Below are 25071 nucleotides of genomic sequence, written 5' to 3' on the forward strand. Positions count from 1 at the left end.
CTCGTTCCGGCACCGCCGCCACACCCTCAGGGCACGGGGGCCGGTTCGCGCGTCGGCGTCCAGCGCAGATGAACGGGCTGGTCGGCGGGGTCGGGGTGGAGCAGTGACAGCCGGGGCCGTACGGCGTCGGTGCGCGCGGCCGGGGGCTTGCGGCGGCCCGCGCCGAACTGCGCCGGCCACTCGGCGCCCGGCCCCCGGTACTCCTGCTCGGCCGCCGCGTGCAGGGTCCAGTGCGGGTCGTACAGATGGGTGCGGCCCACGGCGCACAGATCGGCGCGGCCCGCCAGTAGCAGCGAGTTGACGTCGTCGTAGGAGGCGATCGCGCCCACCGCGATGACCGCGGCTCCGGTGGCGGCGGCCACCTCGTGGCGGATGCGGTCGGCGAACGGGGTCTGGTAGGAGCGTCCGAAGGCGGGGCGTTCGTCCTTGGTGACCTGGCCGGAGGAGACGTCGATGGCGTCCGCGCCGTGGGCGATGAACGCGCGGAAGACCTCCAGCGGGAGTCGCAGCCGGTTCTCCAGCGGGCCGCCGTACGCGTCGGTGCGGTGGTTGGCGGTCGGGGAGAGGAACGAGGACAGCAAGTAGCCGTGCGCGCAGTGCAGTTCGAGCAGGTCGAACCCGGCGCCGGCGCCCCGGCGGGCGGCGGCCACGAAGTCCTCGGCGATCCGGTCCATATCGGCGCGGGTGAGCTCGCGCGGCACGGCCGAGCCGGGGCCGTACGGCAGCGGGGACGGGCCGACCACCTCCCAGTTGCCTTGCGGCAGCGGGTCGTCCATGCCCTCCCACATCAGCCGGGTGGAGCCCTTGCGGCCCGAGTGGCCGAGCTGGAGGCCGATACGGGCGGTGCTCCGCTCATGGACGAAGGAGACGATCCGCTGCCAGGAATCGCGCTGCTCGTCGTTCCACAGGCCGGTGCAGCCGGGGGTGATGCGGCCGACCCGCGGCAGAAGGTCCGCTCCTGGTGGGACCTCGATGAACTCACCGCCATGTACGCGGACTTCCTGCACCGGTACGGGCCCGTGCTGGACGCGGTGACGCACCGCGAGCCGCGGCCGCTGGAGGCGTTCCGGACGTACGTACCGATGCTGACCCAGTGGCGGCGCATGCCGCGGGGATCTTCCATGGGGGCTAGGTCATCGGATCTATTGCTGCCTTGATGTGGACTCGTCACCCTCTGGACGGTAGCTTCTGGGGAAAGTTCAGACCTGAGCCAGGGCTCTCCGAGAGGATTGATCGGATGTTAACGAAGCGGGTCTGCAAACGGATCCAGCTGCTCTGCGTCGCCGGCGCACTGGTCGGCGGCCTCGCCCTCAGCGGTGGCACCGCGGAGGCCGGACCCCGGACGGACGCGGGTGCCCAGGCGCTGCCCGCCGGGGTCTACTTCCGGGACGAGGGCACCGTCCAGGGGTGGTCCAACTACCCGCAGAAGCCACAGAAGCAAGGCGTCATCCGCAATGTCACCACCCCCGCCTACAAGGGTGGCAATGCCATCGAGGCCAAGCAGACGTACATCAACGAGGGCGGTGGCTACCACTCCGAGACCATTCAGGCGTCCACCCAGGCCGTCGGCCAGGACCGCTACTACGGCCAGGCCGTCTACATCGCCCCCAACTGGCGGTTCCACAACCAGAACGTCACCTTCCAGCAGTGGTCGCCCGAGGATCCCGAGGGCCCCTGGGAGCTGATGTTCATCCAGAACGACGAACTGCGCATCGGCGGATCCGGCGGTATCAGCGCGAACGTCGCCAAGGTGACCGATCTGCGCGGCACGTGGATCCGGATCGTCACCCGCCTCAAGTTCCACGCGACCGACGGTGCCTTCGAGATCTGGGTCAACGGTGTGAAGAAGTACAGCAGGACCGGCGTCACCGTGCTGCCCAAGACGTCGAACACGGTCCGCTGGTCGTCCGGGATCTACTGCACCGGCTGGCGCGAGAACCCGCCCGCAGGCCCCTCGGAGCTCTCCGTCTTCCACGACCAGGCGCGCATCGCCGACTCCTACCGCCTCGCCGAGCCCGCCAACTGGTGACACGGCAGGCAGGGGGCTTCCCGCCCGCCCGGCGGGAAGCCCGTCCTGACCGCGCGGAGGACCGTCAGGAGCGCTTCTCGATGGTGATGAACGGGTCCCACTGGAAGTACCCGACCAGCTGCTGATCGCTGTCCAGGACCTGGAAGTAGAAGTGGTAGGTGACCTCGCCGATCTTCTTGACGTCCGCCTCCCAGAAGTGATCCTCGTAGTCCTGGGTCTCGAAGTCGGGCCGGTCGGTGGCCCCCTCCTTCGGCATCGGATAGGTGCCGTCGCCGACCACGACCTGCGGTGTGCTGATGAGCGGATCGCCGCTCACATACCGGTACAGCAAGGCGCAGTACTCGCTGTTGAGCGACAGCGTCGTCTCACGCCACCTGATGATGTCCCTGGGGTTGGCCCGGAAGTTCAGCTCGGCCCCCGAGGTGCCGACGACACGATCCTGACGCGTCGTCATATAGATAAGGCTCTGGTCGACATACGTCGGCGCGTTGTAGTCCTTTGACGCGTCGGGATACTGCTTGGCGATCGAGTACGCGTCGAACGCGATCAGCACGTTGATGATCTCCGACATGTTCCTACTCCCCTTTCACTTTGTACGCCATCGCCCGCGGATAGTCGTGCCGGTGCAGGCGGACCCGGACCAGCAGTGGTCCGGAGTTGACCGGGTCGGTCGGGTCGGTGAGGCGGGCCAGCAGCTCGTCCAGCTCGGAGGTGTGCGCCACGCTGACCCCGTGCGCCGGGGTCTTCTTGTCCGAGAAGACATCCGCCAGCCGTTCGTAGTGCCACGGGTGGAGGACGTTGTAGAAGTCCGCGCCCTCCGTGTCATCGGCGCCATGGGCGTCCCGGTCCGCGTAGTAGGACGGGTGCACCAGCATCTGCTCGATGCCGTAGAAGTGCCCGTTGTCCATCACGAACACCACCGACCGCAGCCCGAGCCGGGTGTGGGTGGAGATCTCCTGGCAGGTCTCCTGGAAGGCGCCGTCGCCGACGAACACCATCGGGCGGGCGTGGCCGCGCTCGGGGGCGAGCGCCGCACCGGTGGCCGCGCCGACGGACCAGCCGATGGACAGCCAGCTGACCTGCGACAGGAAGCCGCCCGCCGGCAGGGTCAGGTTCATCGAGCCGATGAGGGAGAACGCGGCGTCGGAGACCACCGTCCAGCTCTCCCGGGTCTCCTTGGCCAGGAAGTGGTTGATCCGGTCGAACACCCCGTCGTATGTGAGCCGTTCGCCGGACCCGGACGAGGAGCCGGCGGCGCGGAGCGTCGTGGCGCGGTGCTCCTCGAGGGAGGCGGGACGGTCCTCGGACGCGCCGTGGTGGGCGTGGGCCTCGGCGAAGTAGTCGGCGGTCAGGCCGCCGGAGCCGAAGCGCGCCACCAGCGCGTCCTGGAGGGCGGGGATCAGCCGGGCGAGCTGGACGTCGGGGAAGTACTGGGTGCCGACGCCGACACCGCCCCGGGCCGCCACCACCCAGTCCGTGCCGACCGACAGTTCACCGCCGAGGTTCTTCGAGGTGGACCAGGTGCCGAGGCCGATCCGGCAGGTGGCCCAGTCCTTGAAGATCGAGTGCACATCCGGATGGCTGGCCTTGCCGTTGTAGACGCCGTGGAACTGCGGCAGCCGCTCGTCGAGGACGGCCTTGGCGCCGACGGTGGTGCAGAACGGCACGCCGGTGGCCTGGGTCAGATCGCTGAGCTGCCGGTCGAGCCGGAACCGCTCGACCTCCTCGCCCGCCCACACGATCGGGCGGGGCCTGCCGTCCGGCCCCGGGTGCTCCTCGACCAGCGCGAGGATCGCGGCGACGGCGCCCGCCAGCATGGTCTGGTTGCGCGCGCTGAACGGCCGCTCGCGGCGCAGCAGCGGCTCCTCCGCGACGGCACACGGCTCGTCCCACAGGTCCTCCATCACCTCCAGATAGACGGGCCTGCGCGTCGACAGACAGGCGGTGAGCGCGGCGTCGATCTGGCCCGGGGCGAGGCCCGGGTTGGAGATGACCTGTGCCTCCACGGTGACCTGCCGGTAGGCGTCCAGATTGCTCTCCCGGCGCGGGCTCATATGGGAGGTGAGCAGGCCGAGGGCGCGGTAGTTCTGCCACTGCTCGTACGGCGGGCAGGCGTTGATGGCGATGAGCGGGACATGTTCCACATACGCCCCGCCGCACGCGTTGAGCAGGTTGAACGCACCGACGCTGTAGGTGACCGCCGCCGCGCCGATGCCGTGGAGACGGGCGTAGGAGTCGGCGGCCTGGCCCGCGCCGCCCTCGGTGGGGGTGCCGACCCACTCGACGTCGCCCTCGGCCCGCAGGGCGGTGAGGAACGGGCCGAGGTGGTTGCCGGGCACCCCGAACAGATGGGTGATGCCCAGCTCGGCCAGGCGGCGGGCCAGATGGCGGGCGACCGTGCACTCGGGGGTGATGGCGGTCATGAACTGCCCTCCTGGTCCGGGGCCGGTGTGGTGAGGGGTGGTGCCTGGTGGACGGCGGTGGCGGCGCGGACGGCGCTCTCCAGGGCGCCCTCGATCCAGGCGTGTTTCAGCGAGGTGTGCTCCCCGGCGAAGTGCACCGGGCCCTCGGGGCGGGAGGCGTCCAGATGGAAGCTGGTCATCTGGTGCGGGGTGTACGTGGCGGCCTCGCCGAAGGCGTACGGGTCGCGGGCCCAGCTCTTGGTGGCGCCCAGGCCGGTGAAGAACACCTCGATGCGGCGCCCGTGCAGGGCCTGGAGGTTGCGCAGGGCGTAGACATAGCGCTCCACCTCGCGCATGGAGTCCCAGCGCGCGGCGTCGTCGGACCAGGAGTACGAGGCGAGCACCACACCGCCGGTGCTGCCCTCGACCGGGTGCGAGGGGTAGTAGATGAACCGGTTGGGGTTGTCGGTGGCGGAGCCGCCACCGAAGCAGTGGGTGGCGGGTCGCACGGCCGGGCCGCGCAGTGGCATGACGCTGTTGACCTGGCGTAACTCCTCGGTGACACCGCTGTCCTTGACCGCTGCGCCGAGCAGGCCGCGGCCCGCCTCGGCGAGCGCGGGCACGGGATCGGCGCCGGTCCCGCCGCCGCGCTGGTAGTACTCGTAGAGGCCCGGTGTGATGCTGTCGAGCTCCTCGCGCCAGTCGTCCTCGGTGAACTCCCACCACCGGTGGCTGAACTCCAGCAGCACCTTGGTGGCCGAGTCGTAGTGGGTCTCGATGATGGCGCGGCGCTTCTTGTACGACATCGAGGGGACGATCTCCACGAAGCGCAGGGTGGAGAACGGGATGGCGACGATGGCCAGGTCGGCGGTCCACAGCCGGGTGGGGCCCGCCGGGTTGTCCTCGGCCACGGTCTGCACGGCCACGCCCCATCCGTCGGGTCCGACGGCGCCGGTGCCCTCGGGGGCGGAGTCGCGGCTGGGGTCGAAGTACTCCAGGCGGATCATGCGGTGACCGAACCGCACCTCGTCGCGCAGGCCCCGGTGGAGGGCGTCCGGGAGTCGCCAGCTGCCGCCGGGTATCTCCCAGTAGCGCACACCGGGGTTGATGTCGGTGTGGCTCAGGAAGCTGTGGAAGAAGGAGAGATGGAGCCGCGAGGACATGTTCTCCAGCGTTCCGACCGCCTCGATGGCCTCGTCGCTGAGCCCGGCGCAGTCGCGCAGGAAGCCACCCATCGAATAGCCGTCGAAGTCATGGATCACCCGGGCCCAGCCCTCGATCCACTCATCGAGCGGCTTGTTGACCCGCTTCCCGTCCACGACGTCGGAGTAGTAGTCCCGCACGCTCTCCAGCGCGTCGTCGACCATCTGCACGGCGGGGGCGCGGACCTCGTCGTCGGTGAGGTGGAAACCCTCGTTGATCTTCTCCGGGGCGGCGCTGTAGTCGGCGCGCCGCACCTGGACGCGGTTGGTGCGGATCCAGGTGTTGCCGCGCTTGTCGGGCGCGCGGAAGTCGGGGCTGTCGTCGCCGTAGGTCCAGGTCCGGCCGGTGAAGGAGGTGTACGTCACCGGGGGGACGGGGATGTCGGGGCCACTGCCGGTGGCGGGGTCGACGTCCACGTTGTAGAACAGGCGGCGGCCGAGCCCGAGTTTGTCGACGAGGGCGAGGACGAGCGGGTGGAAGTCGGGCAGCCGCATGGCGCCGGCCTCGGCGTACTGGGCGGCGTCGTCGAACGGCTGGTGGCGCTTGGTGGTGCGGAAGGTCTTGATGCGCCCGCCGACACGCCCGGTGTTGGCCTCCAGGATGGTGACGTCGTGGCCCGCGTCCTTCAGCAGCCGGCCGGCCACCAGCCCGGTGATACCGGCGCCGATGATGAGGATCTTCTTGCGGGGGTGGCGGGTGACGCCGAGGCTGCCCGTGTCGATGAGGGTGTGGAGATAGCCGAGTTTGAGGTCGGTGTTGTCCGGTCCGATGAGGAGGAGTTCGCGGGCCAGCTTGAGACAGGTCTGCCAGCGCGCACGGGTGGCGGAGTTATCGCGTGGAGCATCGGTCATAGCTTGCGATCGTAGATTTGCAGAAACGATTTCCCGTTTCTATCGCAAGGTAATGTATGGGTAAAGTCCTAAAAGGGCGGACCGTGCGGCTGACGGAATTTCGACTTGCTGGATTTTCCCTGGCGGGAGCCCGAGGTCCGGCTGGGGCGAGTGCTTCACCAGGGGCCGAAGGGGAAGGGGGCGTGGCGGCGTCGGGGCTTCGGTGAGCTCGGTGGCTATCGCGGCGACGGGCGCAACGGGGCCGGGTCGGCCATGCTCGCGATATGGGCGGACGTCGAACTCCTGCCCGATGGTGAAGAAAGGCGCGTCGCAGCAATACCTGTGGCCGCTCGGGTGCCGTTCAGAAACCCATTCCGGCGGGTCCGGCCGTCCATTTGAATTGGTTTCAGGCCGTCAAGGACGTGGCGTACGGGAAATGAGACGAGCGGGTTTCCGGGCGCGCCGGAAACCCGCTCATCCGCTGTGTGCGGATCAGTACGGAGCCCGTGCGGGGATCAGTGCGGAGCCCGTGCCCGCGGCCACCAGGGCCATCAGGCTCCAGGACGCCCCGCCGCTCCACAGGACCGCGGACGTGGCCAGCATCGGGGTGAAGCCGCCGAGCACCACACTGCCCGCCTGGTAGCCGACCGACACTCTCGCTGTAGCGGACCCGGGCGGGGAACGGCTCGGCGTAGAACGCGGCCAGCGGGCCGAACACCGCGCCATGCCCCAGGGCCATCATCACGACCAGGGCCAGACAGATCAGCACCGGCGACCGGGTGTCGACCATCAGGAAGAACGGTCCCGCGAAGGCAAGACGGTGAAGATGTAGTAGTTGCCGCCCTCCGCGAACCAAGCCGCTCGAAGAGGCGCTGCACCGCAACGAGCCCGTGGTGCTGCTCCACCTCACCGCCTTCGGCGCCGTGGACGGCGCGATCTCACTGGGCGTGCGGATCCCCGAGGACGTCTGGGTGGTCGGGTACGACGACATCGCCATGGCCGCGTGGGAGGCGTACGGCCTGACCACGGTGCGGCGGCCGATCACGGACATGGCGCGGATGGCGGTGCGCATGCTGATCGAGCGGATCGAGGACCGCACGCTGCCCGCCCGGCGCCGCGAGTTCCCGGCCGAGCTGGTGATCCGCCGGTCCACCGCGCATACGCCCGCTTCCTGACGGCGTTTCGCGGGCGCTGCTCGGGGACGGTGTTCCGGGCCGCCGCCGCCCGGGTGCGGGTGCTCCCGGGCCGGCGGCTCGTCGGATGCCCGGCGTGCGGGCCGTCAGGCGGCCCGGCCCGCCAGGGTGTTGCGCAGGGCGGCGAGCCCGTCGGCGTAGATGCCGTGGAAGAGCGCGACGGCTTCGTCGTCGCTGACGCCGGTGGGGGTGAACGTCCCGGACCACTCGACGCGTGACGCGTCGGACCGGCCGGGGACCTCGCGCACGCGCAGCGTGGAGAGGTAGTCGGTCACCGGGAACGGCGCCTCCAGGATGGCGTAGCTGTACGAGCGCGCCGCGTCGTCGAAGGCCACGAGCCGCTCGACGATCACGCCGCCCTCCTCGTTGCGCAGCCTGCGGACGCGGCCGCCCTCGGCGGCGACGCTCTCGGAGATGTACGGCAGCCAGTCGGGCAGCGCGTCGAAGCCGCCGATGAGTTGCCACACCCGCTCCGGTGGTACGGGCAGGTCGAGGGTGGCGGTGGTGGAGGCCATGGAGATGCTCCTGTCGCGGGGGTGGGGGAACGTCAGGCGGTGGGCAGGGGCGCGAGGGGGGAGACCAGCCCGGCCTCGCGGAGCTCGGTCCAGAACGCCGCGGGGACGGCCTCGGCCAGGGCCGCGACATCCTCGGCGATACGGCTGGGCCGGGTGGCGCCCGGGATCACGGCGGCCGCCGCCGGGTGGGCCAACGAGAACTGGAGGGCGGCGGCCTTGACGCTGACGCCGTGCCGCTCCGCGAGCTCCTTGATGCGCGCCACCTTCTCGATGATGTGCGCGGGCGCGTCCTGGTATTCGAAGTGGGTGCCGCCCGCGAGGATGCCGGAGCTGTAGGGGCCGCCGACGACGAGGCTGACGTCCTGGTCGGCCGCCGTGGGGAGCAGCCGCTGCAAGGCCCGGTCGTGGTCCAGCAGCGTGTAGCGCCCGGCGAGCAGGAAGGCGTCCGGCTTCGGCTCGTCCAGGTCGAGGGTGAGCTCGATCGGTTCGACGCGGTTGACGCCGAGCCCCCACGCCTTGATCACGCCCTCGTCGCGCAGCTGCTGGAGGACGCGGAAGGCGCCGGTGCGGGCACTCTCGTAGACGGCGAGCCACTCGTCGCCGTGGAAGTCCTGGGCCACGTCATGCACCCAGACGATGTCGAGCCGGTCGGTGCGCAGACGCCGCAGGCTGTCCTCGATGGACCGCTTGGTGGCGTCGGCCGTCCAGTCGTGTACGAGCTTGTTGGGACGGCCGTGCTCGAACAGGCCGCCCTTCTCGCCGAGTTCACGGGCGGCGGGGTCCTCGACCTCGTCGAGGATGACGCGGCCCACCTTGGTGCTGAGCACGTAGCTGTCGCGGGGGCGCCCGGCGAGCGCGTCGCCGAGGCGTATCTCCGCCAGGCCCGCGCCGTAGAACGGGGCGGTGTCGTAGTAGCGGATGCCGTGGTCCCAGGCGGCGTCGACGGTCGCGGCGGCCTCCTCGTCGGAGACGTCGCGGAACATGCTGCCCAGCGGGGCCGTGCCCAGTCCGAGGCGGCCCGGGAGCAGAGACGTGATGGTCATGAAGTGTCCTCGCGGAGTGAGGGGGAAGGGGCGGACTCATGGCTCTCGGCCGGTCCGCCGTTCGTTCGCCTCCGACGTTAGGATCGAGACTTCAGACTGTCCAAGACTCTCTTGGATACACTTGAGTCCTCAGAGGTCTTACATGCTTGACCTGCGACAACTGCGCTACTTCAGCGTCGTGGCCGAGACCGAACACGTCGGCCGCGCCGCCGAGCAACTCCACATCTCCCAGTCTCCGCTCAGCCGGCAGATCGCTCAGCTGGAGAAGAACCTCGGCCTGACCCTGTTCGAGCGCAGCCAGCAGCGCATCCGCCTCACCCGCGATGGCGCGATCTTCCTCAGCGAGGCCCGGGCGCTGCTGCGCCACGCCGACCGGCTGGAGAACCTCGGCCGCCGGCTGGGCAGGGGCGAGGAGGGCGGGCTGTGCATCGGCTACGTTGCCGACGCCATGCACACCGGTGTGCTCCCCGGCGCGCTGCGCCGGCTCCAGGAGGAGAGCCCCGGCATCCATGTCGCGCTGTACAGCATGGCCGCGGCCGAGCAGTTCGAGGGGCTGCGCCAGCGCAGCCTCGACATCGCCCTGGTGCGGGAGCCGCCGGACCGCGACGACCCCGTGCTGCGGGCCGCGCCGCTGCTGGAGGACCCGTTGCTGCTGGTCCTTCCGGCGGGCCACCCGCTGGCCGGGCGCGAGGCGATCTCGGCGAAGGACCTGGACGGGCAGCCGTGGATCGCGGTCGAGGAGCCGGGCGACCCGGCGTGGCGGGACGCGTTCGTCGCCTCGTGTGTGGCCTCGGGCTTCACTCCCGACATCCGGCTCGACGCCGCGGATCCCCTGACCGCGCTCGGCCTGGTGGCCTCCGGCCTCGGGCTGGCGCTGGTGCAGCGGAGCATGGTGCGCGGCGCCACGGAGGCCGTGGCCGTGCGCACACTGTCCTGGCACGAGGCGTCCGTCCGGCTGTGGGCCGTCTGGCACCACATCGATCTGCGGCCGGTCGTCGCCTCGTTCCGCGAGACGGTGCTGTCGGACGAGCGGGAGCTGGGCGCGGCGCCGCCGGCCGGTGGCCTCGCCTCCGGGGTGTGAGCTCAGCCGGGGAGCCCACACCCCGGAATGCGGAGTGACGAGGCGTCAAGGGGGGACGCCTCCAAGGAGGCCACGGCCGCGACCAGGGTGGTGAGCCTCGGGTCCCGCGCCGCCAGGTCGAGCGCCTCGCGCAGGGCGCCTTCGTAGGTCGGACGGGCCTGGCCGAGCAGGAGCAGCCCGGCCTCGGTGACATTGGTGTAGATCCCGCGCCGGTCGGTGGGGCACAGGTAGCGGGAGAGGAGTCCGCGGTCCTCGAGCCGGGCGACCAGCCGGGTGGTGGCGCTCTGGCTGAGGGCGACCGCGTCGGCCACCTGCTTCATCTGGAGATGGCCGTTGTCCCCGTCGTGCTGTCGGCTCAGGACGTCCAGCACCGCGTACTCGCGGGCACTGAGCTCATGGCGGGTGTGGAGAGCCCCCTCGAGATGCGTCTCGATCCTGCTGTGCAGCAGTGACAGGGCGCACCAGCTCTGGGCGAGGGGAGTGGCGACGAGGTCCGGTGCGGTCACGGGGGGTGTGGTCATGGCTGCCTCCTGATGCGGGGTGGGGCGGGCTCGTACGGGGGTGGGGCGGGGCCCGGTCGGGGGTCCGCGGCGGTGACGGTGACGTGATACACAGCACGAGCAATATAGCGCGCTTGCAATTAGTGCGTCTGCAAGTATTGTGGGTGCTCGTAAAGGGCGGTAGCAATCTCTTGGAGTGAACTTTCATGCCCATCGCACTGCTGGCCCTCGCCATCGGGGCCTTTGGGATCGGAACCACCGAGTTCGTGATCATGGGGCTGCTGCCCGAGGTCGCCGGGGACTTCGATGTGTCCATCCCCACCGCCGGATTCCTGGTGACCGGCTACGCGCTCGGCGTCATGGTCGGCGCGCCGCTGATGACCGCGCTCGGTACGAAGATCTCCCGCAAGCGCATGCTGATGCTGCTGATGGGGCTGTTCGTGGTGGGCAACCTGCTCTCCGCGGTCGCCCCCGTCTTCGGCGTGATGGCCGCGGGGCGGATCGTCGCGTCCTTCGCGCACGGCGCCTTCTTCGGCATCGGATCGGTCGTCGCGGCCGACCTGGTCGCACCCGAGAAGAAGGCCGGAGCCATCTCGATGATGTTCACCGGCCTGACCATCGCCAACGTCGTCGGCGTGCCGCTCGGCACCTCGATCGGTCAGTCGCTGGGGTGGCGGACCACCTTCTTCCTCGTCGCGGCGCTCGGCGTGATCGGCCTGGCGGGCATCGCCAAGCTCGTTCCCGACATCCCCAAGCCGGAGGGTGTGCATCTGATCCATGAGCTGGCGGCCTTCCGCAACGCGCAGGTGCTGCTGGCCATGGCGATGACCGTGCTCGGCTTCGGCGGTGTCTTCGCCGCCATCACCTACATCGCGCCGATGATGACCGAGGTCGCGGGCTTCGCGGACTCCTCCGTCACCTGGCTGCTGGTCCTCTTCGGCCTCGGCATGGTCGGCGGCAACCTCCTCGGCGGCCGGTTCGCCGACCGGGCCCTGATGCCGATGCTGTACGTGTCGCTGGGCGCCCTCGCGCTGGTCCTGGCCGCATTCACCTTCACCGCCCACAACAAGATCGCCGCCGCCGTCTCCATCGCCCTCGTCGGCGCCCTGGGCTTCGCCACCGTGCCCCCGTTGCAGAAGCGGGTGCTGGACCACGCGGCGGGTGCCCCCACCCTCGCCTCCGCCGTCAACATCGGCGCCTTCAACCTGGGCAACGCGCTCTCGGCCTGGCTCGGCGGCCTGGTGATCTCGGCCGGACTCGGCTACACCGCGCCCAACTGGGTCGGCGCCATCCTCGCCGGATCCGCCCTGGTCCTCGCCGTGCTCTCGGCCGCCCTGGAGCGCCGCGACGCCCGCCGCGGCCACGACGCCGGTACCGAACCGGCCCCCGCGTTCACCGGCCGGCACTGAGCCACCCCGTACCGAACACCGAACTCCACCACCACCATCAAGGAGGCCGACCCGCCATGAGCACCCCCGAGACCGCCGTCGCCCCGCTGACCACCAAGGACGCCGAGGCCCTCGTCCAGGCCGCCCGCGCCGCCGCCGAGGCGGCCGGGGTGGCGGCCGCCATCAGCGTCCTCGACGCCGGTGGCCATCCGCTGGCCTTCCGGCGCGACGACCGGGCCGTACTGATCGCCGGGGAGACCAGCACCCGCAAGGCGTTCACCGCGCTCCAGCTGGACGCCCCCACCGCGGGCCTGGTCGACGCGGTCCAGCCCGGAGGCGCCTTCCACACCCTGCCCACCGCCCTCGACCGCCCGCTGCTGTTCATCGCCGGTGGCGTCCCGGTCCACCGCGACGGCCGGCTGATCGGCGCGCTCGGCGTGGGCGGCGGCGCCCCCGAGCAGGACCACGAGATCGCCACCACGGCGGTCGCGACGCTCGGCTGAGACCCCCGGGCCACAGAACCGCACGGCACACCCACGACCCGACGAAGGACACCATGACCTCCGTACCCAACGTCACCCTCCACACCGGCCTCGAGATCCCGCAGCTGGGCTTCGGCGTCTTCCAGGTGGAGGACGCGCAGACCACCGGCGCGGTGCGCTCCGCCATCGAGGCCGGCTACCGCTCCATCGACACCGCGGCCATCTACGGCAACGAGGCCGGTGTCGGCCGTGCCCTGGCCGAGTCCGGCGTCCCCCGCGAGGAGCTGTTCCTCACCACCAAGCTGTGGAACGCGGACCAGGGGTACGACTCCACCCTCGCGGCCTTCGACGCCAGCCTGGCCAAGCTGGGCACCGACTACGTGGACCTCTACCTGATCCACTGGCCCACCCCGGCTCGTGACCTCTACCTGGACACCTGGCGCGCCCTGGAGAAGCTGCTGGCCGACGGCCGCGCCCGCGCCATCGGCGTGTCCAACTTCCAGCCCGCCCATCTGGGGCGGCTGCTGGACCACAGCGGTGTGGTCCCGGTCCTCAACCAGGTCGAGCTGCACCCCTACCTCCAGCAGGGGGAGCTGCGGGCCTTCCACGCCCAGCACAACATCGCCACCGAGGCGTGGAGCCCGCTGGCCCAGGGCGCCCTTCTCCAGGACCCCGCGCTCACCGCGATAGCGCGGCGGCACGGCAAGACGCCCGCACAGGTGGTCCTGCGCTGGCACCTCCAGCTGGGGAACGTCGTGATCCCCAAGTCCGTGACCCCCGCCCGCATCCGGGAGAACATCGACGTCTTCGACTTCACCCTCACCCCTGAGGACATCGAGGCGATCGGCGCCCTCGACCGCGGTCAGCGCACCGGGCCGGACCCCGACACCCTCAACTGACCCGGGCCACCGCGCCACTGGACCACCCCACTCGACCGTTCCACTCGACCGCGCCGCCGCGGCCGTGCTCATCAGCCGGCCGGGGCGGCGCGGCCGTTCCCGCCCCCGTTCCCCCTCTCCCGGAAGCCGTCCTCGCATCATGTCCACTGCCCTGAACCGTCTGACCCACCCCGGTGGCCGCCTCACCCTCGGCCTGGAACTCCCCCTGGACAACGACTGGGGGCAGTCCCGGCTGGCCGCCGACCGGAGGGCGGGCCGCCCCTTCGGTGTGCCGTCCCTCGACGCACACGCCCGGCTGGCCCGCCTCGCCGACCGGTCCGGATTCGCCGCCCTGTGGGTCCGTGACGTCCCGCTGTACGACCCGGTGCACTTCGGCGACGCGGGGTCGGTGTTCGAGACCTTCACCCACCTGGGACATCTCGCGGCGGTCACCGAACGCGCGGTCCTCGGCACCGCGGCCGTCGTGCTGCCGCTGCGGCGGCCGCTTCTGGTCGCCAAGGCCGCCGCGACCGTTGACGCCCTGTCCGGCGGGCGCTTCGTCCTCGGACTGGCCAGTGGTGACCGTCCCGTCGAATACCCGCTCTTCGGCGTCGAGTTCACCACCCGCGCCGAGACCTTCCGCACCGGCGTCGAGGTGCTGCGCTCCGCCTGGGCCACCCCGCCCACCGGCCAGGGGCTGGATCTGCCCCGGCTCGGCCTCACCCCCGACCGGCGACTCGACGTCCTGCCCAAGCCCATCGGCGGGACCATCCCGATCGCGGTCGCGGGCAACGCCCAGCAGAGCCCGGAGTGGATCGCGGAACATGTCGACGCGAGCCTCAACTACCCCCGCGACCTGGGAGCGCTCCGGCTGAAGACGGAGCAGTGGCGGCGGCTGACGGCCGACCGTCCCAAGCCCTATCTGACCCCGATGATGCTCGACCTGCTGCCCGACCCCGCAGCCCCCGCCACCACCATCCGGCTCGGCCTCCGCACCGGCCGGGAGGGGCTCGTGGAGCACCTGGAGAAGATGTCCGCGCTCGGTGTCGCGCATGTCGCGTTCAACCTGCGGCCGAACGACCGCCCCGTCGAGGACGTCCTGGCCGAACTCGCCGACCACGTACTGCCGCGCTTCCCCTCGCCCACCGCCGCCGAGGGGCCCGCGGAAAGGTAGATCGCGGCATTCGTTTGTCCCATGCAGTAGACACAGCGTTCATCTCATGAGAAAAAAGGTCCCAGTCCGGGCCCCTACGGAGCCATGGGCAGCAGTGATCGGCCTTCTCGACGAGCAGTGACGTGCCTAGCGCAAGGGAGCAGTCGAAGTGAGCAGGATGGGCGCGGCCGCGTCCTCGGCATCCGCGTCACCGCCGCCGAGGACGGTCACCTTCACTCTGGACGGGGTCGGCAAGGTCTACCCGGGTGTCGTCGCCGTCTCCGATGTCACCCTGAGCGGCTACGCGGGCGAGGTGCTCGCGATCTGCGGTGCGAACGGCGCCGGGAAGTCGACGCTGACCAAGCTGCTCGCCGGTCAGGAGCGCCCCACCAGCGGGCGGGTGATCGTGGACGGATACGACGGGGAGATCACCACACCCTCCGCGGCCCTGGACGCCGGAGTGCTCCTCATGCATCAGGAGCCGGTCATCGTCGACACCTTCAGCGTCCAGGAGAACGTCTGGCTGACCGGGCTCAGCGCGGCGGGCCGCCGCAGGCCGTGGCAGCTCGTCGGGGGGCGCGACCGCGCGGACCGCACCCGCGCCGCCCTCGGCGTGGTCGGGATGCGCGAGGTGGACCTCGGCATGCGGGCAGGACGGCTCGGCCCCGGCCCCCGCCAGATGGTGGCGCTCAGCCGCTCCCAGGTGAACGAGCACCGGGTGCTGCTGCTGGACGAGACCACCGCCTCCACCACCGAGGAGCACTTCAAGGACGTCGAGGCACTGGTGCGCAAGGAGCGCGAGGCCGGTGCCACCGTCGTCTTCGTCTCGCACCGCATGCCGGAGGTGTTCGCGCTCGCCGACCGCATCGCGGTCATGCGCAACGGCTCGCTCGTCGATGTGGTCGACACCGCGGACACCACACCCGACGAGATCATGACGCTCATGATCGGCGAGGCCGTCATGGCCCTCGAACCACCCGAGCCGGTGGCCGAGGCGGACGCCCCCACCCTGCTGGAGGTGCGGGACGTGTCCTCGGGATCGGCGTCCGGTATCTCCTTCTCGGTGCGGGAGGGTGAGATCGTCGGCGTGTACGGACTGGTCGGCAGCGGGCGCAGCTCCCTGGCCCGGTCCATCTCGGGCCACCAGCACCGCGACACCGGCACCGTACGGGTGCGCGGCCACGAGGTGAACCCGCGCTCACCGCGGGCCGCCCTGCGCCAGGGGATCGCGTACCTCAGCGAGGACCGCAGGCGCGAGGGGTTCGTCAAGGACTTCGACAACGCCACCAACCTCACGCTGAGCACGCTGGGCGCGTACTCCACCCACGGGGTGATGCACACCCGCCGGGAGCGCCGCCGGGTGGCGCGGCTGGTCTCCGACTTCGGGATCAAGGGCGGCGCCGACCAGCTGACCAGTTCGCTCTCCGGCGGCAACCAGCAGAAGGTGTGCATCGCCAAGGCGCTCGAGAGCGAGCCCGACGTCGTCGTGCTGGACGAACCGACCAAGGGCATCGACGTCGGTGCCCGGCTGAACATCTATCAGATCGTGCGGGGCCTCGTCGAACGGCGCAAGGCGGTCGTGGTCGTCACCAGCGAGGCCGAAGAGGCCCTGGCCCTGTGCAACCGGGTGATCGTGCTGCGCGACGGCGTCATCGCCGGCGAGTTCGTCTCGAAGACCAGCACCACCGACGACCTGACCCGTACCGCCCTCGGAGGAGAAGTCCAGTGACCCACGACACCGCAACCAGGACGGCCGCCGCACCAGCCGCGGAAGACGGGGGAACGGCGCCCGTCCACGGTCTGACGCCGCGCCGGGCCGGGCAGTGGGCGAAGGAGCAGTACCCGCTCTACATCCTCATCGCGCTGCTGGTCTTCGCGGGCCTCACCTCCGACGCCTTCTTCTCCTCGTACAACGTGTCCAATCTGCTGTTGCAGGTCTCGGTGATCGGCATCGTGACCCTCGCACAGTTCCTCATCGTGCTCACCGGTGGCATCGACATCTCCGTCGGCGCGGTCGCCGGGCTCGCCGGTGTGCTCTCCGCCGGTCTCTTCGGCGGCCAGAACACCTTGCTCGCCGTGGCGGTGGCGATCGTGCTGGGCGGCGCCGTCGGTGTCTTCAACGGCTATCTCATCGCCTACCGCGGGCTGGAGGCGTTCATCGTGACCCTCGGCATGCTCGCGCTGGGCCGCGGACTCGTCTACGCCTACACCGAGGGCCAGCCGATCAGCCCCCACGCCGCGGACTTCCGCACCATCGCCACGACGGCGATCGGCGGCGTCCCCGTGCTCGGCGTCGTGTGGATCGTGCTCGCGATGGCCATGGCCTTCCTGACCCGCCGCACCGTGTTCGGACGCCGGGTGTACGCGCTCGGCAGCAGCAAAGAGGCCGCCCACGCGGCCGGTGTGCCGGTGAGGGCCACCATGATCACGGTGTATGTGATCGCCGGTGTGCTGGTCGGGTTCGCGGGCTTCCTGCTCGCCGCCCGTATCGGCGCGGCCACTCCGACCGGAGGGGACAACTACGAGATCGACTCGATCGCGGCGGTGGTCATCGGCGGTGCCAGCCTCGTGGGCGGCCGCGGCCGGGTGCTCGGCGCGTTCCTGGGCACGCTCATCTTCGGCGTGATCTCCAACCTGCTGGTGCTGCTGAACGTCTCCACCTTTCTCCAGGACGCCTTCCGCGGGGCCCTGATCATCTTCGCGATGGTCCTCACCACCGTCCAGTTCACCCGGCGCCGTCGGCAGCGGACCGCACACTCCTGAGCCCGGCGCCCGACCAGACACGACACGGAGACCTGCATGACAACCATGCGACGGGGCCCGCTCGCCGCGCTGTCCGCGGCGGCGCTGGTCCTGACCGGCTGTACGACCATCGGTGGCAAGGCGTCCGCGGGCGGCCCCAGGGAGGCCAAGAAGCCCACCGATGTCACGATCGGATTCTCCCAGCGGCAGCTGGACGCGCCCTACTTCGCGGCGATGGTCGACGCGGCCAGGAAGAAGGCCGGGGAGCGGGGGTTCCACCTGGAGGTGCAGAACGCCGACGGGGACGCCGTCACCCAGCTGAACCAGGCCCAGACCCTGGTGGCGCAGGGCATCGACGTCCTCGTGGTCGACGCGATGAGCCCGAAGACGCAGAAGGTACAGCTGAGGGACGTGGCGGGGGAGGTGCCGCTGGTCTTCGTCGACACCGGTATCGAGGGGGTCGGGGTCACCTCCGTCTCCTCCGACAACTACGCGATCGGCAAGCTCTCGGGCCGGCTCGCGGCCAAGCGGTTCCACCGCGGCTCGACGATCAGCCTGGCCGTCCTCAACGGCGGGCCGGACGACGAGATCGTCGGCCCCGACCGCCAGCGGGGATTCCTCGACGGTCTGCGCGCCGGTGGCGTCAGGTACCACATCGTGGCCAGGACTCCCGCGAACTACTCCCAGGACGCAGCCGTCCCGGCCACCGAGTCGATCCTCGCCGCACACCGGAACGTGGATCTGATCGTGGGTCTCAACGACTCGATGACGCTCGGAGCCCTCAGCACCCTGCGCGACAAGGGCAACAAGAAGACGCTGGTCGCCGCGGCGGCGGACGGGCAGAAGCAGGCGCTCCAGGAGATCAGCTCGGGCGGGTGCGACGGCCGCTACATCTCCACGGGCCTGAACTCGCCGAAGCTGGCCGCCGACCTCGCCTTCGACCTCGCGCTGCGGATCGGCACCGGCGACGTGGCGCCCAAGGACATCGCGAAGCAGCGGTACACCGAGGCCGCGGGCATCAACTGCGAGAACGTGGACGACTTCCTCGACCCGCGCTCCGTGTTCTGAACCGGGGCCGCGCGCATACGGCAGGGGCCGGAATCCCGGGATTCCGGCCCCTGCCGTATGCGCCGCGACGGGTCAATCGCGTTCGTAGACCGCGTCCGGCATATCGCCGTTGATGGTGTAGCCGCCGTCGACCGAGAGCGTCGCCCCGGTCGAGTACGAGGCCTCCTCGGAGGCCAGATAGGCGATCGCCGCGGCCACCTGCTCGGCGCGGGCCACCGCGCCGAGCGGGATGCGCCGGTTCAGCGAGGCCACGACGTCGTCCGTGTAGATGGGTGTGGTGAGCGCGGACCAAGTGGCCCCGGGACGCACCGCGTTGACCGTGATGCCGTGCTCGGCCCACTCTCCCGCGAGGGTGAAGGTGAGCGCCTCGATCCCGCCCTTGGAGGCGGCGTAGGCGGCCGCCTCGCGCAGCGAGATCACCGAGTGGATCGACGAGACGTTGACGATACGGCCCGGACGCTTCGCCGCCACCATGTGCCGCGCGACCGCGGTGGCCATGAGGAACACCCCGCGCAGATTGACGCCGAGCACCGTGTCGAAGTCGTCCGCGCTCATCTCCAGGGCGGGCGAGATGCGCAGGATGCCCGCGCTGTTCACCAGCGAGAACGGAACGCCGAGCGTGGCCACCACCTCGTCCACGGCCTTGCGCACCTGGTCGGGGTCGGAGACGTCCACCGCGAAGGGGGTGGCGGAGCCACCGGCACCGGCGATGGCGCGCGCGGACTCCCCGGCGCGCTCGGCCGAGATGTCGAAGACGGCCACGGAGCCGCCCTCTCCCGCGATGCGCTCGGCCGCGGCCCGGCCGATGCCCGCCCCCGCCCCGGTGACGATCGCGACGCGATCGGTGAATCGGCTCATGCCACGCCCTCTCCCTCGTCCGGGACGGTGATCAGCACCGGTACGCCCCGTTCGTCGACATCGACCGGCACCTCGTCGTCGGCGATGGCGTGGACGCCGAGGGTGAACTCGGCGCTCAGCGTGGATCCTCCGGCGACGACGGGCACGCCGGGGCGCTCCAGCCGCTCGGCGAGCGGCATGAACGGCGAGGTGGTGTGCGGTTCGACCGCCACGATGTGCTCGGCGCCCCACCAGGGGTAGTCGTCGGGCGCGTGGCACTCCTGCCACACCCAGATCTCCGGGAACAGCTCGGACTGCCAGCTCATCGTCGCCACCAGCCCGCAGCCCGGTGAGCGCAGCCCGAACCAGCCGCCCGTGACGGTGGCGTAGCCGAGGTCGGCCGTCGGGCCCTCGCCCGGGGCCAGTTCGAGGGCTCCCACGCCCGGGGCCACGGCGGGCACCCGGCGCTTCTCACCGGGTGTCATCCACTGCCGGGCGCCGAAGTCCTCCGGGTGCGCGGTGAGCTCCTCGAACGGGCCGTACACGGTGGCCGCGCGGGCCACGGTCGCGGTGTTGAAGGCGGGATGCAGGCCCCAGTTCGAGGGGAGGGCACGGGTGGAGAGGTTCTCCACCTCGCTCCGGAAACGCAGTACGGAGCCGTCGAGCCAGAAGGTCTTGGTCATGCGGAACGGGTAGCGGGCGAGCCGGGTGACACACCGCAGCGCGGTCCCGCCCGCCGTCTCCACGGCCTCGGCCGCCCACGAGCGGCGGGCCGCCTCACCGTGGAACGGCAGCGGAGCGCCGCGCACGGTGGTCGGCGGCCCCGCGTTCGGGAACAACTCCTGTATGCCGCCCGCGTAGTTGTCGAAGAACGACACATCGCTCGCGTCCGCCGTGTCGGCGGCCGGTACCCGGTCCACCCAGTGCGGGCTGCGCCACAGGATCTCCTCGCCGGTGGCCTTCCAGACCAGCGAGAGGATGTCGGTGCCCCGGGCCGGGTTCACCACCACCCCGACCGCGTCGTTCTCCAGGGTCCACGCGCCGCCGTCGACGGGCCGGACCGAGGTCGCGCTCGCCATGCTCACTCCCATCCGATGACGGACTTGCCGACGCTGCCCGCGGCGAAGTCCGCGAAGGCGTCGGGGCCCTCCTCGATCGAGGAGACGCTGGTGATGATCGGAGCGAGGTCCACACCGAGCCGGGCGGCCTCCGCCACGGCCTCCATCATCAGCGGCACGCTGAAGACGAACATCCCGCGCAGGGTCACCTGACGCATGATCAGGTCCGGTACCGGGTCGATGGTGAAATCGGGGCCGAGCCCGACGAACACCACCGTGCCCCAGGTCTTCACCACCTCGACGGCGGTACGGCGGCCGTGGACGTTCCCGGAGGTGTCGATGACGGCGTTCGCGCCACCGGGCACCACGGCCCCGATGTCGAAGCCCGCGGAATCGTGGACGTCGGAGTAGCCGAGGCGCTCGGCGAAGGCACGGCGCTCGGGGCTCGGGTCGGTGCCGATGGCGCGCAGCCCGAACGCCTTCGCCCAGGCGAGCACGGCGAGGCCGACCGGGCCCACACCGATGACGACCACGGTCTCGCCCGGCTTCACCTCCGAACGGAGCAGCGCCTGGTAGGCGGTCGTGGCACCGCAGGCGAGGAACGCGCCGACGGGGAAGCTCACCTCGTCCGGCAGCACCACGCAGTCCCTGGCCGTGACGACCAGCTCGTCCTGGCAGCCACCTGGCCGGTTGAGCGAGTACACCCGCGCCCCGCGCTCGCAGTGCACATCCCAGCCGCGCCGACAGCTCTCGCACTGGCCGCAGCCGGAGTAGTGCTGCACCGCGACCCGGTCGCCCACCCGTGGGTGGTTCACACCGGGGCCGACCGCCTTGACCACACCGGCGATCTCATGGCCGGGCGTCATCTCGGGCGAGCGCGGCTGAGTGGCGTGCCGCATCTCCTCGTGTGTCATATGGAAGTAGTGCAGATCGCTTCCGCACAGCCCCGCCGCCTTCATGTCGAGGATCAGCTCGCCCGGTCCGGGCTCGGGGAGCGGTGCGTCGACGACGGCGACCTTCTCCTTCGCGGCGAACCGCAGCGCACGGACCGTGGTGGCCGGCGCGGTGGTGGTCGTCATGGTGTCTCCTTTCCTGGGGCGCGTCAGGCGCGGGGTGCGGGTCGGCGGAGTGGTGAGATGTCCGCCGCGTACAGCACCGACTCGGTGGTGGCGGCGGGGTCGACGGTGCCGAGCGGCGGTGAGCAGCAGAGGTGGAGAACGGACTGGTCGGCGCCGCCGACGGCGACCGCGTAGGGGCTGAGGCCGCCGGTCTCGACGCGGGCGAGGAGGGTGCCGTCCGGCGCGAGCAGCCGCGCGCCGTGGCCGATCGAGGAGGCGACCCAGACCCGGTCGTGGGCGTCGATGGCCAGGCCGTCGGGCAGTACGGGGAGCTCGCGGGTGGCACGTTCGACGTCGAGGTGGCCGGGCGGACCGCCGAACTGCTTCCACACCCGCCCCTCCCCGAGCGTGGGCGCCCCGTCGCCGCTCCAGGCCACCGGCCATGACGAGACGCGTCCGGCGAAGGTCTCCGCCACCAGCAGCCGACGGCGGTCGGCGGTGAGCACCATGCCGTTGGGGAAGACGAGCCCATGGCCCTGGAGATCGGCTCGGCCGTCGGGGGAGACCCGCACCAGGGCGGTCTCGCGCAGGGCGTCGGGCTCGGCGTCCGTATTGCCGAAGTTGCCGATGAGGGCCCAGCCGGACTCGGTGACGAGCATGTCGTTGGCCACGCCCTCGATGAGGTGGCCGAAGCGCGCCACGGTGGTGAGCGCCCGGCCGTCCCACCGCAGCAGGGCGCGCTCCAGCATCGAGACGACCAGCAGCGATCCGTCGGGCGCGAATCCGAGCCCGGACGGCCGGCCGGGCACCTCGCACACCGTGCGCACCTCATGGCCGGTCTCCGGTGTGCGGCCCGGGCGGAAGGCCAGGACGCGACCGCTGTAGAAGTCGGACGCGAACAGTTCGCCGTCGCGCCATCGGGGGCCCTCGAGAAAGGTGAACCCGCTCGCGACGGGGGTGGCGTGGACGGTCGTCACCGGTGGGTGCATGAGGCTCCTGTTCGTCGTGGCACCGCGAGGCGGTCACGGAGGTGGCCACGGCACATTCTCATGGTGCGGACTAGTTGTCTAGTGGATGAGAATTTGCGAACCAGGGCTCCAGGCTGCGATAGGCGTCCAGGAACTCCCGGTGGCGCGCGGCGTAGTCGCGGTGCCGGTCCGCGGCCGGGGTGAACTCCGCCTGGACCTCGGAGAGTTCGCGGGCCACCTCGAAACCGTCGACCAGGCCGCTGCCCACGGCGGCGGTGACGGCCGCGCCGAGGCTGTTGGCCTCCTCGACGATGCTGCGGCGGCGTATCCGGGCGCCCCAGACGTCGGCGAGGACACGCAGCCAGAGGTCGCTCGCCGCGCCCCCGCCGATGGCGTCGACGCGGTCGACCGGATGTCCTGCCTCGCGGAAGGCGCCGACACAGGTCGCCAGGTTGAAGGCGACCCCCTCCAGGACGGCCTTCGCCAGATGCGCCGGGCCATGGTGCCGGGAGAGCCCGACGAAGGCGCCCCGGGCGTCGGCGTTCCAGTACGGGGATCGCTCGCCGAGCAGATGGGGCAGGAAGTAGAGCCCCGTGGTGTCGGCGTCCTCGATGTCCGCCAGCGTGCGGGCGATGCGCTCCGGCCCGCCCTCCGGGCGCAGCACCTGCGCGATCCACTCCAGCGAGGCGCCGCCCGCCTGCATCGTGGCCGTCGGAACGTAGTGTCCGGGCAGGACGTGGTTGAACGTCATGGTGCGCCGCGCCGGGTCGTACAGCGGCCGCCGGGCCGACATCGAGATCCACGAGGAGGAGCCGAGGTAGGTGTAGGCGCCGTCCTCGGGGGTCAGCACCCCGGCGCCGAGCGCGGCGAGGGGACCGTCCCCGCCACCGATGACCACGGGAACCCCGGCGGGCACCCCGGCCTCCTCCGCGGCCCGCGCACGGACCCGGCCGACGACCGAGGTGGACTCCGCGATGTCGGGCAGCAGACCCGGATCGATGGCCGCCGCGTCGAGCACGGCCCGCGACCAGGTGCCCGCCCGCTGGTCGAAGGCGTTGGTGCTGGAGGCGTCGGAGGGATCGGTGACGAGCGTGCCGGTCAGACGCTGGACGACGTAGTCCTTGGCCAGGCACATATGGGCCACCCGGCGGAAGGTCCGCGGTTCGTGGTCGCGCACCCACATCACCTTGGCCAGCGAGTACGTGGGGTGGATCCGGTGCCCGAGCAGCCGGTAGGCGCGCTCCTCGCCGAGTTCGGCGGCCAGCGTCCCGGCCTGCTCGGCGCTGCGGTGGTCGGCCCAGATCATCGCGGGCCGCACCGGCCGGTGCGCGCTGTCGAGCAGCACGGCCCCCATCATCTGGCCGCTGAATCCGATGGCGCCGATCCGCTCCGGGGGCGTCCCGCTCCGGGCGAGCAGTTCGCGGCCGGCTCGGCAGACGGCCCGCCACCAGGACTCGGGGTCCTGTTCCGCGATGCCGCCGGCCCGGAAGTCGGTGTCGTAGCGCACGGTCACCGCCGTCACCAGCCGGCCGTCGTCGGTGTGCAGGGATGCCTTGTTCCCGGTGGTGCCGAGGTCATGGGCGATGATCACGGATGGTTCTCCAGCTTCCTGGTGTCCGGGCCTGGCCTGGGACGTTGCGCAGGTCACTGTCATCCTGTACGTACAGGATGTCAAGGCGTTGGGCATGGGTGCGACGGGGTCGCGGGGCCACGAAAAGGGCGGCGGACCCGATGCCGCATCGGGTCCGCCGCCCAGGTGGGAGCGTGTTTCAGCCGGTGCTGTCGTGCACCAGCATCGACGGCGGCGCTCCGGCCCGGCGCCGCCTGCGGACATGCACCTGGAAACGGCTGCGGTCCGCGCGGTGGTAGGCCGTGAAGTACTCCACCGGCCTGCCCTCCTGGTCCCAGGCGGTGCTGCGCAGGAGCAGCACCGGGTCGTGGGCGTCCACGCCCAGCGCCTCGGCCACCGAAGGGGCGGCGGGTACGGCTTCCACCTCACGCCTGCCGTGGTCCAGGACGACGCCGTACTTGCCCTCCAGCAGGGCGTACAGCGACTGGTGGGTCAGGTCCTCGTCCAGCAGTCCTGGCGCCACCCGGTGCGGCAGCCAGGTGCTGGTCAGCGCCCATGGCTCGGCGTTGACGTAGCGCAGCCGTTCCAGATGGATCAGCGGCGCGCCCTCCTCGACCTCCAGCTCACGGGCGGCGTCCGCCGTCGCCGGGGCGAACTCCAGCCGGCGCACCGCGCTGACCAGCGCGCCACCGCGCGCGGCCACATCCTCGTACAGGCCCGTCATCGACTGGAAGAGCGACTCGTCGACCTTGCGGGCGGCCACGAAGGTGCCCTGCCCCTTGCGCCGCACGATGCGGCCCTCGCCCTCGAGTTCGTCGAGGGCCTGGCGCACGACGGTCCGGGAGACGCCGTACCGCTCGCACAGGGTCACCTCGCCGGGCAGCCGCTCGCCCACCTTCCAGACGCTGCCGAGCTGTGGCAGCAGCAACTCCTTGAGCTGGGCGTAGAAGGGCAGTGCGGCATCGCGGTCAATCCGTCCGGGTTCCACGGGGCAAGCGTAGCGCCTGGCGGCGAAGACAACAGCCCGTCCTCTTGACATCCTGTACGTACAGGCCGTCTTATCGCTGCCGGAG

24 protein-coding genes and 1 pseudogene are annotated in these 25071 nt (G+C 71.1%); 11 read left to right on the forward strand and 14 right to left on the reverse strand.

Annotation, left to right across the window (positions count from 1 at the left end):
- Positions 1 to 26: 26 nt before the first annotated feature.
- A pseudogene (locus tag ABD329_RS07240) lies at positions 27 to 935 on the reverse strand (oxidoreductase); the annotation flags it as partial.
- Positions 936 to 986: 51 nt separating this feature from the next.
- Here ABD329_RS07240 and ABD329_RS07245 point away from each other — a divergent pair.
- Together ABD329_RS07245 and ABD329_RS07250 are read left to right on the forward strand one after the other, a co-directional pair.
- Positions 987 to 1157 carry a PaaX family transcriptional regulator C-terminal domain-containing protein gene (locus ABD329_RS07245; RefSeq protein ID WP_246618451.1) on the forward strand — a complete coding sequence of 57 codons (171 nt, stop codon included), beginning with the start codon at positions 987 to 989 and terminating at the stop codon, positions 1155 to 1157.
- 80 nt (positions 1158 to 1237) lie between these two features.
- Positions 1238 to 2029, forward strand: a complete 792-nt coding sequence (locus ABD329_RS07250; protein WP_198277173.1) for a heparin lyase I family protein — start codon at positions 1238 to 1240, stop codon at positions 2027 to 2029.
- A 64-nt stretch (positions 2030 to 2093) separates the two neighbouring features.
- On the opposite strand, the gene ABD329_RS07255 is transcribed toward ABD329_RS07250, so the two are convergent.
- The 4 genes from ABD329_RS07255 to ABD329_RS07270 all read right to left on the reverse strand — a co-directional run bounded on the left by ABD329_RS07255 (position 2094) and on the right by ABD329_RS07270 (position 7118).
- Positions 2094 to 2600, reverse strand: a complete 507-nt coding sequence (locus ABD329_RS07255; protein ID WP_198277174.1) for an inclusion body family protein — start codon at positions 2598 to 2600, stop codon at positions 2094 to 2096.
- 4 nt (positions 2601 to 2604) lie between these two features.
- Complete coding sequence (locus ABD329_RS07260) at positions 2605 to 4452, reverse strand: thiamine pyrophosphate-binding protein (protein WP_198277175.1); 1848 nt, start codon at positions 4450 to 4452, stop codon at positions 2605 to 2607.
- A complete protein-coding gene (locus ABD329_RS07265) occupies positions 4449 to 6485 on the reverse strand; it encodes a flavin monoamine oxidase family protein (RefSeq protein WP_198277176.1) in 2037 nt (678 codons plus the stop codon). Before ABD329_RS07265 ends, ABD329_RS07260 begins: the two co-directional genes overlap by 4 nt.
- A gap of 471 nt (positions 6486 to 6956) precedes the next feature.
- Positions 6957 to 7118: a hypothetical protein gene (locus tag ABD329_RS07270; protein ID WP_198277177.1), complete on the reverse strand. Its 162-nt coding sequence runs from the start codon at positions 7116 to 7118 to the stop codon at positions 6957 to 6959.
- Positions 7119 to 7357: 239 nt separating this feature from the next.
- Here ABD329_RS07270 and ABD329_RS07275 point away from each other — a divergent pair, with 239 nt between their 5' ends.
- Positions 7358 to 7639: a substrate-binding domain-containing protein gene (locus ABD329_RS07275; protein WP_214664851.1), complete on the forward strand. Its 282-nt coding sequence runs from the start codon at positions 7358 to 7360 to the stop codon at positions 7637 to 7639.
- Positions 7640 to 7743: 104 nt separating this feature from the next.
- On the opposite strand, the gene ABD329_RS07280 is transcribed toward ABD329_RS07275, so the two are convergent.
- Entirely contained in the window at positions 7744 to 8172 is a 429-nt protein-coding gene (locus tag ABD329_RS07280) for an SRPBCC family protein (RefSeq protein ID WP_198277179.1), read from the reverse strand.
- Between the two features lie 32 nt (positions 8173 to 8204).
- A complete protein-coding gene (locus ABD329_RS07285) occupies positions 8205 to 9215 on the reverse strand; it encodes an aldo/keto reductase (protein WP_198282097.1) in 1011 nt (336 codons plus the stop codon).
- Positions 9216 to 9357: 142 nt separating this feature from the next.
- Between ABD329_RS07285 and ABD329_RS07290 the strand changes: the two genes are divergently transcribed.
- Positions 9358 to 10296: a LysR substrate-binding domain-containing protein gene (locus ABD329_RS07290; RefSeq protein WP_198282098.1), complete on the forward strand. Its 939-nt coding sequence runs from the start codon at positions 9358 to 9360 to the stop codon at positions 10294 to 10296.
- A gap of 2 nt (positions 10297 to 10298) precedes the next feature.
- On the opposite strand, the gene ABD329_RS07295 is transcribed toward ABD329_RS07290, so the two are convergent.
- Complete coding sequence (locus tag ABD329_RS07295; RefSeq protein ID WP_198282099.1) at positions 10299 to 10802, reverse strand: MarR family transcriptional regulator; 504 nt, start codon at positions 10800 to 10802, stop codon at positions 10299 to 10301.
- A gap of 200 nt (positions 10803 to 11002) precedes the next feature.
- On the opposite strand from ABD329_RS07295, the gene ABD329_RS07300 reads away from it, so the two are divergent.
- The 7 genes from ABD329_RS07300 to ABD329_RS07330 all read left to right on the forward strand — a co-directional run bounded on the left by ABD329_RS07300 (position 11003) and on the right by ABD329_RS07330 (position 18507).
- Positions 11003 to 12205, forward strand: a complete 1203-nt coding sequence (locus tag ABD329_RS07300; RefSeq protein ID WP_198276995.1) for an MFS transporter — start codon at positions 11003 to 11005, stop codon at positions 12203 to 12205.
- Between the two features lie 56 nt (positions 12206 to 12261).
- A complete protein-coding gene (locus ABD329_RS07305) occupies positions 12262 to 12687 on the forward strand; it encodes a GlcG/HbpS family heme-binding protein (protein WP_044578887.1) in 426 nt (141 codons plus the stop codon).
- 53 nt (positions 12688 to 12740) lie between these two features.
- On the forward strand, positions 12741 to 13565 hold the full coding sequence (locus ABD329_RS07310) for an aldo/keto reductase (RefSeq protein WP_198276996.1): 825 nt from the start codon (positions 12741 to 12743) through the stop codon (positions 13563 to 13565).
- Between the two features lie 139 nt (positions 13566 to 13704).
- Entirely contained in the window at positions 13705 to 14718 is a 1014-nt protein-coding gene (locus ABD329_RS07315; RefSeq protein ID WP_198276997.1) for a TIGR03571 family LLM class oxidoreductase, read from the forward strand.
- 157 nt (positions 14719 to 14875) lie between these two features.
- On the forward strand, positions 14876 to 16426 hold the full coding sequence (locus tag ABD329_RS07320; RefSeq protein WP_246618427.1) for a sugar ABC transporter ATP-binding protein: 1551 nt from the start codon (positions 14876 to 14878) through the stop codon (positions 16424 to 16426).
- Entirely contained in the window at positions 16423 to 17460 is a 1038-nt protein-coding gene (locus ABD329_RS07325; protein ID WP_198276999.1) for an ABC transporter permease, read from the forward strand. Before ABD329_RS07320 ends, ABD329_RS07325 begins: the two co-directional genes overlap by 4 nt.
- A 36-nt stretch (positions 17461 to 17496) precedes the next feature.
- On the forward strand, positions 17497 to 18507 hold the full coding sequence (locus tag ABD329_RS07330) for a substrate-binding domain-containing protein (protein WP_198277000.1): 1011 nt from the start codon (positions 17497 to 17499) through the stop codon (positions 18505 to 18507).
- A 72-nt stretch (positions 18508 to 18579) separates the two neighbouring features.
- On the opposite strand, the gene ABD329_RS07335 is transcribed toward ABD329_RS07330, so the two are convergent.
- The 6 genes from ABD329_RS07335 to ABD329_RS07360 form a co-directional block, all read right to left on the reverse strand.
- Positions 18580 to 19365, reverse strand: coding sequence for an SDR family NAD(P)-dependent oxidoreductase (locus tag ABD329_RS07335; protein ID WP_198277001.1), 786 nt, complete (start codon positions 19363 to 19365; stop codon positions 18580 to 18582).
- Positions 19362 to 20423 (reverse strand): aldose epimerase family protein, encoded by a 1062-nt coding sequence (locus ABD329_RS07340; RefSeq protein ID WP_344316115.1) that lies wholly within the window; start codon positions 20421 to 20423, stop codon positions 19362 to 19364. Before ABD329_RS07340 ends, ABD329_RS07335 begins: the two co-directional genes overlap by 4 nt.
- Before the next feature lie 2 nt (positions 20424 to 20425).
- Entirely contained in the window at positions 20426 to 21481 is a 1056-nt protein-coding gene (locus ABD329_RS07345) for an alcohol dehydrogenase catalytic domain-containing protein (protein ID WP_198277003.1), read from the reverse strand.
- Between the two features lie 23 nt (positions 21482 to 21504).
- On the reverse strand, positions 21505 to 22449 hold the full coding sequence (locus ABD329_RS07350; RefSeq protein ID WP_198277004.1) for an SMP-30/gluconolactonase/LRE family protein: 945 nt from the start codon (positions 22447 to 22449) through the stop codon (positions 21505 to 21507).
- A gap of 70 nt (positions 22450 to 22519) precedes the next feature.
- Positions 22520 to 24019, reverse strand: a complete 1500-nt coding sequence (gene xylB, locus ABD329_RS07355) for a xylulokinase (protein ID WP_198277005.1) — start codon at positions 24017 to 24019, stop codon at positions 22520 to 22522.
- A gap of 178 nt (positions 24020 to 24197) precedes the next feature.
- Complete coding sequence (locus ABD329_RS07360; protein WP_309142706.1) at positions 24198 to 24986, reverse strand: GntR family transcriptional regulator; 789 nt, start codon at positions 24984 to 24986, stop codon at positions 24198 to 24200.
- Positions 24987 to 25071 lie beyond the last annotated feature (85 nt).

Source organism: Streptomyces javensis, from assembly GCF_039525925.1.
Taxonomy (GTDB): domain Bacteria; phylum Actinomycetota; class Actinomycetes; order Streptomycetales; family Streptomycetaceae; genus Streptomyces; species Streptomyces asiaticus.

What these genes read in the sequence shown, in the direction of transcription:
- ABD329_RS07245 (WP_246618451.1), top strand. Translation starts at nt 987, where the DNA reads ATGTACGCGGACTTCCTGCACCGGTACGGGCCCGTGCTGGACGCGGTG.
- ABD329_RS07250 (WP_198277173.1), top strand. Translation starts at nt 1,238, where the DNA reads ATGTTAACGAAGCGGGTCTGCAAACGGATCCAGCTGCTCTGCGTCGCC.
- ABD329_RS07255 (WP_198277174.1), bottom strand. Translation starts at nt 2,600, where the DNA reads ATGTCGGAGATCATCAACGTGCTGATCGCGTTCGACGCGTACTCGATC.
- ABD329_RS07260 (WP_198277175.1), bottom strand. Translation starts at nt 4,452, where the DNA reads ATGACCGCCATCACCCCCGAGTGCACGGTCGCCCGCCATCTGGCCCGC.
- ABD329_RS07265 (WP_198277176.1), bottom strand. Translation starts at nt 6,485, where the DNA reads ATGACCGATGCTCCACGCGATAACTCCGCCACCCGTGCGCGCTGGCAG.
- ABD329_RS07280 (WP_198277179.1), bottom strand. Translation starts at nt 8,172, where the DNA reads ATGGCCTCCACCACCGCCACCCTCGACCTGCCCGTACCACCGGAGCGG.
- ABD329_RS07285 (WP_198282097.1), bottom strand. Translation starts at nt 9,215, where the DNA reads ATGACCATCACGTCTCTGCTCCCGGGCCGCCTCGGACTGGGCACGGCC.
- ABD329_RS07290 (WP_198282098.1), top strand. Translation starts at nt 9,358, where the DNA reads ATGCTTGACCTGCGACAACTGCGCTACTTCAGCGTCGTGGCCGAGACC.
- ABD329_RS07300 (WP_198276995.1), top strand. Translation starts at nt 11,003, where the DNA reads ATGCCCATCGCACTGCTGGCCCTCGCCATCGGGGCCTTTGGGATCGGA.
- ABD329_RS07305 (WP_044578887.1), top strand. Translation starts at nt 12,262, where the DNA reads ATGAGCACCCCCGAGACCGCCGTCGCCCCGCTGACCACCAAGGACGCC.
- ABD329_RS07310 (WP_198276996.1), top strand. Translation starts at nt 12,741, where the DNA reads ATGACCTCCGTACCCAACGTCACCCTCCACACCGGCCTCGAGATCCCG.
- ABD329_RS07315 (WP_198276997.1), top strand. Translation starts at nt 13,705, where the DNA reads ATGTCCACTGCCCTGAACCGTCTGACCCACCCCGGTGGCCGCCTCACC.
- ABD329_RS07320 (WP_246618427.1), top strand. Translation starts at nt 14,876, where the DNA reads ATGGGCGCGGCCGCGTCCTCGGCATCCGCGTCACCGCCGCCGAGGACG.
- ABD329_RS07330 (WP_198277000.1), top strand. Translation starts at nt 17,497, where the DNA reads ATGACAACCATGCGACGGGGCCCGCTCGCCGCGCTGTCCGCGGCGGCG.
- ABD329_RS07335 (WP_198277001.1), bottom strand. Translation starts at nt 19,365, where the DNA reads ATGAGCCGATTCACCGATCGCGTCGCGATCGTCACCGGGGCGGGGGCG.
- ABD329_RS07340 (WP_344316115.1), bottom strand. Translation starts at nt 20,423, where the DNA reads ATGGCGAGCGCGACCTCGGTCCGGCCCGTCGACGGCGGCGCGTGGACC.
- ABD329_RS07345 (WP_198277003.1), bottom strand. Translation starts at nt 21,481, where the DNA reads ATGACGACCACCACCGCGCCGGCCACCACGGTCCGTGCGCTGCGGTTC.
- ABD329_RS07350 (WP_198277004.1), bottom strand. Translation starts at nt 22,449, where the DNA reads ATGCACCCACCGGTGACGACCGTCCACGCCACCCCCGTCGCGAGCGGG.